The sequence below is a fragment of the Staphylococcus sp. EG-SA-15 genome (assembly GCF_017151895.1).
Taxonomy (GTDB): domain Bacteria; phylum Bacillota; class Bacilli; order Staphylococcales; family Staphylococcaceae; genus Staphylococcus; species Staphylococcus aureus.
Genome location: NZ_JACVZN010000028.1, coordinates 23704 through 37920 on the forward strand (window position 1 = coordinate 23704; position 14217 = coordinate 37920).

The following is a 14217-nucleotide window of genomic DNA, read 5'->3' on the forward strand; positions in this document are numbered from 1 at the left end:
TATTGAATCATATTCATGAACATTTAAAATTGGTACCAGTAGATAAGATTGATCTTCACGAAACATTCGAACCTTTAAGATTGGAAAAGACGAAAAGTAGTATTGAAGCAGATGATTTTATACGTCATCCTATTTTAGTGACAGCGATGCAACATGGTAGATATATGGTTATAGATGGTGTGCATCGGTATACAAGTTTGAAAGCGTTAGGATGTAAGAAAGTTCCAGTGCAAGAAATCCATGAAACACAATATTCAATTAGTACATGGCAACATAAAGTTCCATTTGGTGTGTGGTGGGAAACGTTACAACAAGAACATCGCTTGCCATGGACTACTGAGACAAGACAAGAAGCGCCATTTATTACAATGTGTCATGGTGATACAGAACAATATTTGTATACAAAAGATTTAGGCGAAGCACATTTTCAAGTATGGGAAAAGGTTGTCGCAAGTTATAGTGGTTGTTGTTCTGTAGAGAGAATTGCACAAGGTACATATCCTTGTCTTTCTCAACAAGATGTACTCATGAAGTATCAGCCATTGAGTTATAAGGAAATTGAAGCGGTTGTTCATAAAGGGGAAACTGTGCCAGCAGGTGTGACACGCTTTAATATTTCAGGACGATGTCTTAATCTTCAAGTACCACTGGCATTACTTAAACAAGATGATGATGTTGAACAACTGCGCAATTGGAAGCAGTTTTTAGCAGATAAGTTTGCCAATATGAGATGCTATACTGAAAAAGTATACTTGGTGGAGCAATAGTTTTACTGTGATGTTGAGGGAAATATGATGATTTAGCGTATTGATAGCGAAAATATAATAAAACAATATAGTGTGGAGAACTTTTGATATTTTATAAATATTGAAGTTCTCCATTTTTGTATTTTGCATATAAAAATTAAATAAAATAAGGTATATTAAGGTAAAGTATAAATATTAAATAAATGGGGAATAGACATGGAAAAAATGTAGAAAAATCATTCATAAAGATAGGTTTATATTTTCAAATAGCTTATATAGTACTCATGGCTATAACTTTATGTGGGTTTGTAATTTGCTATGGACTAATTTTCGGCCTTTTCTATTTATTATCAGGTAGCAGAGCTGATTATTTAATAGTAACAATAGTTATATCGGCAATAATTTCTATATTTGTAATTATACTTTCAATCGTACCTGTCATCGTATTGGCATCTGACTTATTTAAAGAAAGGATTTCAAAAGGTGTCATATTAATTGTATTGGCTATTATTGCTTTAGTATTATGCAACTTTGTATCTGCAATACTCTGGTTTGTTTCAGCCATATCTATTTTAGGTAGAAAAAAATTAGTAGCTGCAGCAGATACTACCACTATTCAAAAAAGTAAAGGGAACGCAAATCAAGCATCACATAAAGACACGTGTAAAAAGGAACTTGATAGTCAAGACATGATGGAACATCCTGAGGTTAAAAATCCCACGACTAAAAACCTTGAAGGATTTAACGAAGAAATACATAAAGATGAAGCTACAACTAAAGTTGTCAGTGATAACACGGAACCGCCGATTGAATCAAAAGACCATGTCTCGAAAAAAGATTGATGACAAACTAATCGAGAGACTTAAAAAAATAATATTCAACATAAGAACTTTTAAAACGACATTTAAACGCATTGCCAATCACTAATGGTAGTGCGTTTAACTATACCTTAAATATCTGAATATTTTGTTAAATGGAGCTACCTTTGTTGTACTATTCAAATGAAGAGGAGTAAAATGTAATTAAAGGAAAGAAATTTGAGGAGTGATCTTTATGACAAACAACAAAGTAGCATTAGTAACTGGCGGAGCACAAGGGATTGGTTTTAAAATTGCAGAACGTTTAGTGGAAGATGGTTTCAAAGTAGCAGTTGTTGATTTCAATGAAGAAGGGGCAAAAGCAGCTGCACTTAAATTATCAAGTGATGGTACAAAAGCTATTGCTATCAAAGCAGATGTATCAAACCGTGATGATGTATTTAATGCAGTAAGACAAACTGCAGCTCAATTTGGCGATTTCCATGTCATGGTAAACAATGCCGGCCTTGGACCAACAACACCAATCGATACAATTACTGAAGAACAGTTTAAAACAGTATATGGCGTGAACGTTGCAGGTGTGCTATGGGGTATTCAAGCCGCACATGAACAATTTAAAAAATTCAATCATGGTGGTAAAATTATCAATGCAACATCTCAAGCAGGCGTTGAGGGTAACCCAGGCTTGTCTTTATATTGCAGTACAAAATTCGCAGTGCGAGGTTTAACACAAGTAGCCGCACAAGATTTAGCGTCTGAAGGTATTACTGTGAATGCATTCGCACCTGGTATCGTTCAAACACCAATGATGGAAAGTATCGCAGTGGCAACAGCCGAAGAAGCAGGTAAACCTGAAGCATGGGGCTGGGAACAATTTACAAGTCAGATTGCTTTGGGCAGAGTTTCTCAACCAGAAGATGTTTCAAATGTAGTGAGCTTCTTAGCCGGTAAAGACTCTGATTACATTACTGGACAAACAATTATTGTAGATGGTGGTATGAGATTCCGTTAATAATTATCCACTAATGATAAATAAATCCTTATTGTTAAGTTTAATCACTTAGCAGTAAGGATTTTTTAGTGCACTTAGAAGGGAGTGTATTGGTAGAAAATTAATAAGCGAAGTTCTTAAGTGAGTTATGATGTCACTGTCTAATGCATCAGTTGAAAGCATTATTAGTATTAACACACCCAAGATATTATAAAACATCACAAAACGCCACTATCTAATTTATCTCAATAAAAATTCACAAAGTTATCTCATTTTATTTTTATAAATAAAAAATATCGATAAAAAGCTTACAATACTTTATGTTTTTATGATATATTTTTAATGTATAAATGAGGTGGAAGATTTGGAAAGAGTTTTGATAACTGGTGGGGCAGGATTTATTGGGTCGCATTTAGTAGATGATTTACAACAAGATTATGATGTTTATGTTCTAGATAACTATAGAACAGGTAAACGAGAAAATATTAAAAGTTTGGCTGACGATCATGTGTTTGAATTAGATATTCGTGAATATGATGCAGTTGAACAAATCATGAAGACATATCAATTTGATTATGTTATTCATTTAGCAGCATTAGTTAGTGTTGCTGAGTCGGTTGAGAAACCTATCTTATCTCAAGAAATAAACGTCGTAGCAACATTAAGATTGTTAGAAATCATTAAAAAATATAATAGTCATATAAAACGTTTTATCTTTGCTTCGTCAGCAGCTGTTTATGGTGATCTTCCTGATTTGCCTAAAAGTGATCAATCATTAATCTTACCATTATCACCATATGCAATAGATAAATATTACGGCGAACGGACGACATTAAATTATTGTTCGTTATATAACATACCAACAGCGGTTGTTAAATTTTTTAATGTATTTGGGCCAAGACAGGATCCTAAGTCACAATATTCAGGTGTGATTTCAAAGATGTTCGATTCATTTGAGCATAACAAGCCATTTACATTTTTTGGTGACGGACTGCAAACTAGAGATTTTGTATATGTATATGATGTTGTTCAATCTGTACGCTTAATTATGGAACACAAAGATGCAATTGGACACGGTTATAACATTGGTACAGGCACTTTTACTAATTTATTAGAGGTTTATCGTATTATTGGTGAATTATATGGAAAATCAGTCGAGCATGAATTTAAAGAAGCGCGAAAAGGAGATATTAAGCATTCTTATGCAGATATTTCTAACTTAAAGGCATTAGGATTTGTTCCTAAATATACAGTAGAAACAGGTTTAAAGGATTACTTTAATTTTGAGGTAGATAATATTGAAGAAGTTACAGCTAAAGAAGTGGAAATGTCGTGAAAATGACATTGAAGCTGTCCATAATAATAAGGGTTATGCCTATCAAAGAAAATTAGACAAACTAGAAGAAGTGAGAAAAAGCTATTACCCAATTAAACGTGCGATTGACTTAATTTTAAGCATTGTTTTATTATTTTTAACTTTACCGATTATGGTTATATTCGCCATTGCTATCGTCATAGACTCACCAGGAAACCCTATTTATAGTCAGGTTAGAGTTGGGAAGATGGGTAAATTAATTAAAATATACAAATTACGTTCGATGTGTAAAAACGCAGAGAAAAATGGTGCGCAATGGGCTGATAAAGATGATGATCGTATAACAAATGTCGGGAAGTTTATTCGTAAAACACGCATTGATGAATTACCACAACTAATTAATGTTGTTAAAGGGGAAATGAGTTTTATTGGACCACGCCCGGAACGTCCGGAATTTGTAGAATTATTTAGTTCAGAAGTGATAGGTTTCGAGCAAAGATGTCTTGTTACACCAGGGTTAACAGGACTTGCGCAAATTCAAGGTGGATATGACTTAACACCGCAACAAAAACTGAAATATGACATGAAATATATACATAAAGGTAGTTTAATGATGGAACTATATATATCAATTAGAACATTGATGGTTGTTATTACAGGGGAAGGCTCAAGGTAGTCTTAATTTACTTAATAAGTTCAAATAAAAGTTATATTTTAAAGATTGTGACCAATTGTTACAGTATAACGAGGAATCCCTTGAGACAGTATCAAATGGCATTAAGAAATATGTGCCATCATTGATTTGCATGGCTATAAATACTATTCATCTGATGAGATAGCCATGTTAAGAAATTGAAAGTATAGCATTAAAGGGGTTTGTAACAGTTGAAAATTATATATTGTATTACTAAAGCAGACAATGGTGGTGCACAAACACATCTCATTCAACTCGCCAACCATTTTTGCGTACACCATGATGTTTATGTCATTGTAGGCAATCATGGACCAATGATTGAACAACTAGATGCAAGAGTTAATGTAATTATTCTCGAACATTTAGTAGGTCCAATTGACTTTAAACAAGATATTTTAGCTGTCAAAGTGTTAGCACAGTTATTCTCGAAAATTAAGCCTGATGTTATCCATTTACATTCTTCTAAAGCTGGAACGGTCGGACGAATTGCGAAGTTCATTTCGAAATCGAAAGACACACGTGTAGTTTTTACTGCGCATGGATGGGCTTTTACAGAGGGTGTTAAACCAGCTAAAAAATTTCTATATCTAGTTATCGAAAAATTAATGTCACGTATTACAGATAGCATTATTTGTGTTTCAGATTTCGATAAACAGTTAGCGTTAAAATATCGATTTAATCGATTGAAATTAACCACAATACATAATGGTATTGCAGATGTTCCCGCTGTTAAGCAAACGCTAAAAAGTCAATCACATAACAATATTGGCGAAGTAGTTGGAATGTTGCCTAATAAACAAGATTTACAGATTAATGCCCCGACAAAGCATCAATTTGTTATGATTGCAAGATTTGCTTATCCAAAATTGCCACAAAATCTAATCGCGGCAATAGAGATATTGAAATTACATAACAGTAATCATGCGCATTTTACATTTATAGGCGATGGACCTACATTAAATGATTGTCAGCAACAAGTTGTACAAGCTGGGTTAGAAAATGATGTCACATTTTTGGGCAATGTCATTAATGCGAGTCATTTATTATCACAATACGATACGTTTATTTTAATAAGTAAGCATGAAGGTTTGCCAATTAGCATTATAGAAGCTATGGCTACAGGTTTGCCTGTTATAGCCAGTCATGTTGGCGGTATTTCAGAATTAGTAGCTGATAATGGTATATGTATGATGAACAACCAACCCGAAACTATTGCTAAAGTCCTGGAAAAATATTTAATAGACAGTGATTACATCAAAATGAGTAATCAATCTAGAAAACGTTATTTAGAATGTTTTACTGAGGAGAAAATGATTAAAGAAGTGGAAGACGTTTATAATGGAAAATCAACACAATAGTAAATTACTAACATTGTTACTTATCGGTTTAGCGGTTTTTATTCAGCAATCTTCGGTTATTGCCGGTGTGAATGTTTCTATAGCTGACTTTATCACATTACTAATATTAGTTTATTTACTGTTTTTCGCTAACCATTTATTAAAGGCAAATCATTTTTTACAGTTTTTCATTATTTTGTATACATATCGTATGATTATTACGCTTTGTTTGCTATTTTTTGATGATTTGATATTTATTACGGTTAAGGAAGTTCTTGCATCTACAGTTAAATATGCATTTGTAGTCATTTATTTCTATTTAGGGATGATCATCTTTAAGTTAGGTAATAGCAAAAAAGTGATCGTTACCTCTTATATTATAAGCAGTGTGACTATAGGTCTATTTTGTATTATAGCTGGTTTGAACAAGTCCCCTTTACTAATGAAATTGTTATATTTTGATGAAATACGTTCAAAAGGATTAATGAATGACCCTAACTATTTCGCGATGACACAGATTATTACATTGGTACTTGCTTACAAGTATATTCATAATTACATATTCAAGGTCCTTGCATGTGGTATTTTGCTATGGTCTTTAACTACAACGGGGTCTAAGACTGCGTTTATCATATTAATCGTCTTAGCCATTTATTTCTTTATTAAAAAGTTATTTAGTAGAAATGCGGTAAGTGTTGTGAGTATGTTAGTGATTATGCTGATATTACTTTGTTTTACCTTTTATAATATCAACTACTATTTATTCCAATTAAGCGACCTTGATGCCTTACCGTCATTAGATCGAATGGCGTCTATTTTTGAAGAGGGCTTTGCATCATTAAATGATAGTGGGTCTGAGCGAAGTGTTGTATGGATAAATGCCATTTCAGTAATTAAATATACACTAGGTTTTGGTGTCGGATTAGTGGATTATGTACATATTGGCTCGCAAATTAATGGTATTTTACTTGTTGCCCATAATACATATTTGCAGATCTTTGCGGAATGGGGCATTTTATTCGGTGCATTATTTATCATATTTATGCTTTATTTACTGTTTGAATTATTTAGATTTAACATTTCTGGGAAAAATGTAACAGCAATTGTTGTAATGTTGACGATGCTGATTTACTTTTTAACAGTATCATTTAATAACTCAAGATATGTCGCTTTTATTTTAGGAATTATCGTCTTTATTGTTCAATATGAAAAGATGGAAAGGGATCGTAATGAAGAGTGATTCACTAAAAGAAAATATTATTTATCAAGGGCTATACCAATTGATTAGAACGATGACACCACTGATTACAATACCCATTATTTCACGTGCATTTGGTCCCAGTGGTGTGGGTATTGTTTCATTTTCTTTCAATATCGTGCAATACTTTTTGATGATTGCAAGTGTTGGCGTTCAGTTATATTTTAATAGAGTTATCGCGAAGTCCGTTAACGACAAACGGCAATTGTCTCAGCAGTTTTGGGATATCTTTGTCAGTAAATTATTTTTAGCGTTAACAGTTTTTGCGATGTATATGGTCGTAATTACTATATTTATAGATGATTACTATCTAATTTTCCTACTACAAGGAATCTATATTATAGGTGCAGCACTCGATATTTCATGGTTTTATGCTGGAACTGAAAAGTTTAAAATTCCTAGCCTCAGTAATATTGTTGCGTCTGGTATTGTATTAAGTGTAGTTGTTATCTTTGTCAAAGATCAATCAGATTTATCATTGTATGTATTTACTATTGCTATTGTGACGGTATTAAACCAATTACCTTTGTTTATCTACTTAAAACGATACATTAGCTTTGTTTCGGTTAATTGGATACACGTCTGGCAATTGTTTCGTTCGTCATTAGCATACTTATTACCAAATGGACAGCTCAACTTATATACTAGTATTTCTTGCGTTGTTCTTGGTTTAGTAGGCACATACCAACAAGTTGGTATCTTTTCTAACGCATTTAATATTTTAACGGTCGCAATCATAATGATTAATACATTTGATCTTGTAATGATTCCGCGTATTACCAAAATGTCTACCCAGCAATCACATAGTTTAACTAAAACGTTAGCTAATAATATGAATATTCAATTGATATTAACAATACCTATGGTCTTTGGTTTAATTGCAATTATGCCATCATTTTATTTATGGTTCTTTGGTGAGGAATTCGCATCAACTGTCCCATTGATGACCATTTTAGCGATACTTGTATTAATCATTCCTTTAAATATGTTGATAAGCAGGCAATATTTATTAATAGTGAATAAAATAAGATTATATAATGCGTCAATTACTATTGGTGCGGTAATGAATTTAGTATTATGTCTTGTTTTGATATATTTTTATGGAATTTACGGTGCGGCTATTGCACGTTTAATTACAGAGTTTATCTTACTTATTTGGCGATTTGTTGATATTACTAAAATCAATGTGAAGTTGAATATTGTAAGTACGATTCAATGTGTCATTGCTGCCGTTATGATGTTTATTGTGCTTGGTGTGGTCAATCATTATTTGCCCCCTACAATGTACGCTACGCTGCTATTAATTGCGATTGGTATAGTAGTTTATCTTTTATTAATGATGACTATGAAAAATCAATACGTATGGCAAATATTGAGGCATCTTCGACATAAAACAATTTAAGTATCGGTAACGCTATACTTTAGAAATTTAAGATTAAGAAGAAAAGGCAATTTCTTATTGAAAAATGGAAGTTGTCTTTTTTAATTCTCTTTAAAAGCGGGAAACAAAAGCAGTTAAATGCCTTTTTGCATTCAATATTAAATATTATATCAATTTCGAATATTTAAATTTTATATAATTGGATATAACAAATAAATAATAATTATTGCAAAACACACCCGAAATTAATTATTATAAAAGTATATTCATAAAAGGAGGAATATACTTATGGCATTTAAATTACCAAATTTACCATATGCATATGATGCATTGGAACCATATATAGATCAAAGAACAATGGAGTTTCATCACGACAAACATCACAATACGTACGTGACGAAATTAAACGCAACAGTTGAAGGAACAGAGTTAGAGCATCAATCATTAGCGGATATGATTGCTAACTTAGACAAGGTACCGGAAGCGATGAGGATGTCAGTCCGTAATAATGGCGGTGGTCATTTTAACCATTCATTATTCTGGGAAATACTATCACCTAATTCTGAAGAAAAAGGTGGTGTAATAGATGACATCAAAGCGCAGTGGGGCACTTTAGATGAATTTAAAAATGAATTTGCAAATAAAGCAACAACATTATTTGGATCAGGTTGGACTTGGTTAGTTGTTAATGATGGCAAATTAGAAATTGTGACAACGCCAAACCAAGATAATCCATTAACAGAAGGCAAAACACCAATCTTACTATTTGATGTTTGGGAGCATGCCTACTATCTGAAATATCAAAATAAACGTCCAGACTATATGACTGCATTTTGGAATATTGTTAACTGGAAAAAAGTTGATGAATTATACCAAGCAGCAAAATAATATAACTTAATATAATTGAGGTGGAGCATCTACAAGGTGTTCCACTTTTTTGTACTTAATATCTTTACTTATTTGTTTTTGTGTAATGGGATAGCACGTAAAAGTGGCAAAATAATAAGATAAATTTCAAACTCGAAATACCTTATTATTGTTGACTAAAACGATGACTTAAATGTTATATACATTAGACAACACTATTAATTAATCAAGATATTGTCATTAAATAAATTGACAAAATAAGTAATTATTGTGAATCTAAAGTGAAATTTTTATAAAAAATTGTAATGATTCAAAAATTTTGTTGCATTTCTTTTGTAATCATATGATAATGTAAATGTAATCAAATTGTAATATAAGGGGAAAAGACAATGAAAAAATTAGCAACAGTAGGTTCTTTAATTGTAACAAGCACTTTAGTATTCTCAAGTATGCCTTTTCAAAATGCGCATGCCGACACAACTTCAATGAATGTGTCGAATAAACAAAGCCAAAATGTACAAAATCATCGTCCTTATGGCGGAGTAGTACCACAAGGAATGACGCAAGCACAATATACTGAATTAGAGAAAGCTTTACCCCAATTAAGCGCTGGCAGTAATATGAAAGACTATAATATGAAATTGTATGATGCGACGCAAAATATTGCTGATAAATACAATGTGATAATTACAACTAATGTAGGGGTATTTAAACCACATGCTGTTAGAGATATGAATGGCCATGCGTTACCTTTAACAAAAGATGGCAATTTTTATCAAACGAATGTAGATGCAAATGGTATTAATCATGGTGGTAGTGAAATGGTGCAAAATAAAACAGGTCATATGAGTCAACAAGGCCATATGAATCAGAACACACACATGAACCAACAGCCACACATGCAACAAGGTCATATGCAATCATCAAACCATCAAATGATGAGTCCAAAAGCAAATATGCAATCATCAAATCATCAAATGAACCAAAGTAACAAAAAAGTTTTACCAGCTGCTGGTGAAAGTATGACATCAAGTATACTTACTGCAAGTATTGCCGCACTACTATTAGTATCTGGTTTATTCTTAGCATTTAGACGACGTTCAACAAATTAATAAACATAATACGATTAATAATAGAAAAATCGTGTGATTATCTGAGCGAGCCTAGGACATAAATAAATGTCCTAGGCTCGCTAATGTTATATTGGCAGTAGTTGACTGAATGAAATTGCGCTTGTAACAAGCTTTTCCATTTCTTACCCACTCCCTAAATAGTCATCAAAAAATTTCTTATATTTTAATAATTTTAATAATCCGATTGTCTTATACGTGTCAGTGTTAATTCAGATATTTCCTGTGGAATATACCACTTATTAATCATAATTGGATAAGGTGTTTGTGCGTACAATGTTTCAATAATCAGCCAACAATGTGTATCACCATCAAACACGTGACTATGATTTTTGAAGTGGGGTGCTTTGGTAATAGACATTTTTAAATCTGATTGATATGCATTGTTATAAATCGTTTGCTCAACGAACGTCTTCATGTCGTCTTCGTTTTGTGTATTCACTTTAAATGTGTCAATGACATTTAACGGTATAAAGGTAAAACAAAATGCATCAGCTTGCTTAGAATGATTGTCCTTTTTTTGATAATAGCGTTCCATTGCAATGACGGCAGAAGGATGGTTTGCAAACAAATGATTTGTATATTCACTTTCTAAATCAACACGATAATTAATTGATGACATAGATACGCGAGCTAGCAATATTTGATCAAGTGGATGCTTAAATTGATCCATACTTGAAGCGTGTTGGGCATTTGTTTGTGGAATAACAAAGTGTCCTTTCCCTCTTGTACTCTCTACGATGCCATCTTCGGCTAACAATTTTATAGCTTGGCGCAAAGTCATACGACTGACATCAAAGCGCGCACAAAGTTCCTTTTCAGTAGGTAATGCATGGCCACTCGGATATTTTCCTATTTGAATTTCTTTATATAACGTATTATAAATCGTTAAAAATTTTGGTTGTGTTTGCGTCACGTAGACAACCTCCATAAAGTTACTTAATCACTCTCATCATACAATAATTTTTACTCGAATTGGAAAAATTATAAAAATTAAACATAGATAGGTTTTGAAAATTAGTTTTATACAAGGTTAGAAGCTATAACTGTAAAATGTTCTTAATATTGTCAAAATGTAATGCTTGAAAGCGCTTTTAAAAAATATTATTATATACATGGTTAGACAAATAGACAAATCACTATACAAATATTGGGAGGAATATTTTATGAAATCAACACCACACATTAAACCAATGAATGACGTCGAAATTGCAGAAACGGTTCTATTGCCAGGAGATCCGTTAAGAGCTAAGTTCATTGCAGAAACTTATTTGGATGATGTGGAACAGTTCAATACAGTGCGAAACATGTTTGGTTTTACCGGAACATATAAAGGTAAAAAAGTTTCTGTCATGGGTTCAGGTATGGGTATGCCATCTATTGGCATTTACTCTTATGAATTAATTCATACATTTGGTTGTAAAAAATTAATTCGCGTTGGCTCTTGTGGCGCGATGCAAGAAAACATTGATTTATATGATGTGATTATTGCACAAGGTGCCTCTACTGATTCAAATTACGTTCAACAATATCAATTACCAGGTCATTTTGCGCCAATTGCTTCTTATCAATTATTAGAAAAAGCAGTTGAAACAGCACGTGACAAAGGTGTACGTCATCATGTAGGTAATGTGTTATCAAGTGATATTTTCTATAACGCGGATACAACAGCGAGTGAACGTTGGATGCGTATGGGTATTTTAGGTGTAGAAATGGAATCAGCTGCATTATACATGAATGCAATTTACGCTGGTGTCGAAGCATTAGGTGTGTTCACAGTGAGCGATCATTTAATTCATGAAACGTCAACAACACCTGAGGAAAGGGAACGTGCATTTACAGATATGATTGAAATTGCACTGTCATTGGTGTAGATGATTATGAATGTTGAATATTCTAAAATAAAGAAAGCAGTACCTATTTTATTATTCTTATTTGTATTCAGTTTGGTTATAGACAACTCATTTAAATTGATTTCTGTAGCCATTGCTGATGACTTAAACATATCTGTAACGACAGTAAGTTGGCAAGCGACATTAGCCGGTTTAGTAATTGGTATTGGCGCTGTAGTATACGCTTCATTATCTGATGCCATTAGTATACGCACACTATTTATTTATGGCGTGATATTAATCATTATCGGATCAATTATTGGTTACATTTTCCAACATCAATTCCCATTACTTTTAGTTGGACGTATTATTCAAACTGCCGGTTTAGCTGCTGCAGAGACATTATATGTGATATATGTTGCAAAGTATCTTTCTAAAGAGGACCAGAAGACTTACCTTGGCTTAAGTACGAGCAGTTATTCCTTGTCATTAGTTATCGGTACATTATCAGGTGGATTTATTTCTACGTATTTACACTGGACAAATATGTTTTTAATTGCATTAATCGTAGTATTTACGTTGCCATTCCTATTTAAATTATTACCAAAAGAAAATAATACGAATAAAGCTCATTTAGATTTTGTTGGCTTAATTCTAGTGGCAACTATTGCTACAACAGTCATGCTGTTTATTACGAACTTTAATTGGTTATATATGATTGGTGCCTTAATTGCGATTATCGTTTTTGCGCTATATATTAAAAATGCGCAACGTCCATTAGTAAATAAATCATTTTTCCAAAATAAACGTTATGCTTCATTTTTATTTATAGTATTTGTAATGTATGCTATCCAATTGGGTTATATTTTTACGTTCCCATTCATAATGGAGCAAATTTATCATCTGCAACTAGACACAACATCACTGTTATTAGTACCGGGTTATATAGTAGCAGTCATTGTTGGTGCACTAAGTGGTAAAATCGGCGAATATCTGAATTCAAAACAAGCGATTATCACAGCAATTATTTTAATAGCACTGAGCTTGATTTTACCTGCATTTGCAGTAGGTAATCACATTTCAATCTTCGTCATTTCTATGATATTCTTTGCAGGTAGCTTTGCTTTAATGTATGCACCTTTACTTAACGAAGCCATTAAAACAATAGATCTTAATATGACAGGTGTGGCTATTGGTTTTTATAATTTAATTATTAATGTGGCGGTATCTGTAGGTATTGCGATTGCTGCGGCTCTAATCGATTTTAAAGCATTAAATTTCCCAGGCAATGATGCATTAAGTTCACATTTCGGTATTATTTTAATTATTTTAGGTTTAATGAGTATTGTCGGATTAGTTTTATTCGTCAGCTTAAATCGTTGGACACAATCTGAAAAATAAATAGATATAAATTCGCGAGATATATTCGTATTTATAGTAAAATTAAATAAAGAGATTATATAACACGAGGAGTAGTAAGTATGAAATTTGAGAAATATATAGATCACACTTTATTGAAGCCTGAGTCAACACGTACGCAAATCGATCAAATCATCGATGAAGCGAAAGCATACAATTTTAAATCTGTATGTGTGAATCCAACACATGTTAAATATGCAGCAGAGCGACTAGCTGATTCAGAGGTGCTCGTTTGTACGGTAATAGGATTCCCATTAGGTGCGTCGACAACTGCAACGAAAGCATTTGAAACAGAAGATGCAATTCAAAATGGTGCAGATGAAATTGACATGGTCATCAACATCGGCGCATTAAAAGATGGACGTTTTGATGATGTACAACAAGACATTGAAGCAGTGGTTAAAGCTGCGAAAGGTCACACAGTAAAAG

Annotated in this window: 14 protein-coding genes and 2 pseudogenes; 15 read left to right on the top strand and 1 reads right to left on the bottom strand. The window is 32.7% G+C overall.

Translation table 11 applies throughout. The features are described from left to right. The first annotated feature begins 2 nt into the window (after window positions 1-2). The 12 genes and pseudogenes from sbnI to IDG64_RS15195 all read left to right on the top strand — a co-directional run bounded on the left by sbnI (window position 3) and on the right by IDG64_RS15195 (window position 10519). Window positions 3-767, top strand: a complete 765-nt coding sequence (gene sbnI, locus IDG64_RS11240; RefSeq protein WP_001015549.1) for a bifunctional transcriptional regulator/O-phospho-L-serine synthase SbnI — start codon at window positions 3-5, stop codon at window positions 765-767. A gap of 182 nt (window positions 768-949) precedes the next feature. Beyond that, entirely contained in the window at window positions 950-1588 is a 639-nt protein-coding gene (locus IDG64_RS11245; protein WP_000528197.1) for an MFS transporter, read from the top strand. Window positions 1589-1799: 211 nt separating this feature from the next. Further along, window positions 1800-2576, top strand: coding sequence for a (S)-acetoin forming diacetyl reductase (locus tag IDG64_RS11250; protein ID WP_000183771.1), 777 nt, complete (start codon window positions 1800-1802; stop codon window positions 2574-2576). A 143-nt stretch (window positions 2577-2719) separates the two neighbouring features. After that, window positions 2720-2841: pseudogene (locus IDG64_RS11255) on the top strand (hypothetical protein). Window positions 2842-2910: 69 nt separating this feature from the next. After that, window positions 2911-3891 carry an NAD-dependent epimerase/dehydratase family protein gene (locus IDG64_RS11260; protein ID WP_001793242.1) on the top strand — a complete coding sequence of 327 codons (981 nt, stop codon included), beginning with the start codon at window positions 2911-2913 and terminating at the stop codon, window positions 3889-3891. Continuing rightward, entirely contained in the window at window positions 3854-4546 is a 693-nt protein-coding gene (locus IDG64_RS11265) for a sugar transferase (protein WP_000736084.1), read from the top strand. The genes IDG64_RS11260 and IDG64_RS11265 overlap by 38 nt, the downstream gene beginning before the upstream one ends. Before the next feature lie 209 nt (window positions 4547-4755). Beyond that, window positions 4756-5922, top strand: a complete 1167-nt coding sequence (locus IDG64_RS11270) for a glycosyltransferase family 4 protein (protein WP_000692509.1) — start codon at window positions 4756-4758, stop codon at window positions 5920-5922. Beyond that, window positions 5903-7141 (top strand): O-antigen ligase family protein, encoded by a 1239-nt coding sequence (locus IDG64_RS11275; protein ID WP_000431226.1) that lies wholly within the window; start codon window positions 5903-5905, stop codon window positions 7139-7141. Before IDG64_RS11270 ends, IDG64_RS11275 begins: the two co-directional genes overlap by 20 nt. Next, window positions 7131-8561 carry an oligosaccharide flippase family protein gene (locus IDG64_RS11280; RefSeq protein ID WP_000834092.1) on the top strand — a complete coding sequence of 477 codons (1431 nt, stop codon included), beginning with the start codon at window positions 7131-7133 and terminating at the stop codon, window positions 8559-8561. The genes IDG64_RS11275 and IDG64_RS11280 overlap by 11 nt, the downstream gene beginning before the upstream one ends. A gap of 267 nt (window positions 8562-8828) precedes the next feature. Beyond that, on the top strand, window positions 8829-9428 hold the full coding sequence (locus IDG64_RS11285) for a superoxide dismutase (protein ID WP_000874681.1): 600 nt from the start codon (window positions 8829-8831) through the stop codon (window positions 9426-9428). A 368-nt stretch (window positions 9429-9796) separates the two neighbouring features. Continuing rightward, window positions 9797-10398, top strand: a pseudogene (locus IDG64_RS11290) (hypothetical protein). Continuing rightward, window positions 10385-10519 carry an LPXTG cell wall anchor domain-containing protein gene (locus IDG64_RS15195; RefSeq protein WP_223223640.1) on the top strand — a complete coding sequence of 45 codons (135 nt, stop codon included), beginning with the start codon at window positions 10385-10387 and terminating at the stop codon, window positions 10517-10519. The pseudogene IDG64_RS11290 and the gene IDG64_RS15195 overlap by 14 nt, the downstream one beginning before the upstream one ends. 193 nt (window positions 10520-10712) lie before the next feature. Here IDG64_RS15195 and IDG64_RS11295 read toward each other — a convergent pair whose 3' ends face one another. After that, entirely contained in the window at window positions 10713-11468 is a 756-nt protein-coding gene (locus tag IDG64_RS11295) for a GntR family transcriptional regulator (protein WP_001828994.1), read from the bottom strand. Between the two features lie 235 nt (window positions 11469-11703). Here IDG64_RS11295 and deoD point away from each other — a divergent pair, with 235 nt between their 5' ends. The 3 genes from deoD to deoC all read left to right on the top strand — a co-directional run. Beyond that, the gene (gene deoD / locus IDG64_RS11300; protein WP_000843292.1) at window positions 11704-12411 is read left to right on the top strand and encodes a purine-nucleoside phosphorylase; all 708 of its coding nucleotides are present in this window, start codon (window positions 11704-11706) and stop codon (window positions 12409-12411) included. A 6-nt stretch (window positions 12412-12417) separates the two neighbouring features. Then, on the top strand, window positions 12418-13770 hold the full coding sequence (gene tet(38) / locus IDG64_RS11305) for a tetracycline efflux MFS transporter Tet(38) (RefSeq protein WP_001100300.1): 1353 nt from the start codon (window positions 12418-12420) through the stop codon (window positions 13768-13770). A gap of 80 nt (window positions 13771-13850) precedes the next feature. Beyond that, the coding region (gene deoC, locus IDG64_RS11310) for a deoxyribose-phosphate aldolase (RefSeq protein WP_075345384.1) at window positions 13851-14217 on the top strand (367 nt) is incomplete at its 3' end.

Coding starts and splice junctions, on each gene's coding strand:
- IDG64_RS11245 (WP_000528197.1), top strand. CDS start 950: ATGGGGAATAGACATGGAAAAAATGTAGAAAAATCATTCATAAAGATA.
- IDG64_RS11250 (WP_000183771.1), top strand. CDS start 1,800: ATGACAAACAACAAAGTAGCATTAGTAACTGGCGGAGCACAAGGGATT.
- IDG64_RS11275 (WP_000431226.1), top strand. CDS start 5,903: ATGGAAAATCAACACAATAGTAAATTACTAACATTGTTACTTATCGGT.
- IDG64_RS11280 (WP_000834092.1), top strand. CDS start 7,131: ATGAAGAGTGATTCACTAAAAGAAAATATTATTTATCAAGGGCTATAC.
- IDG64_RS11285 (WP_000874681.1), top strand. CDS start 8,829: ATGGCATTTAAATTACCAAATTTACCATATGCATATGATGCATTGGAA.
- IDG64_RS15195 (WP_223223640.1), top strand. CDS start 10,385: ATGAACCAAAGTAACAAAAAAGTTTTACCAGCTGCTGGTGAAAGTATG.
- IDG64_RS11295 (WP_001828994.1), bottom strand. CDS start 11,468: ATGGAGGTTGTCTACGTGACGCAAACACAACCAAAATTTTTAACGATT.
- deoD (WP_000843292.1), top strand. CDS start 11,704: ATGAAATCAACACCACACATTAAACCAATGAATGACGTCGAAATTGCA.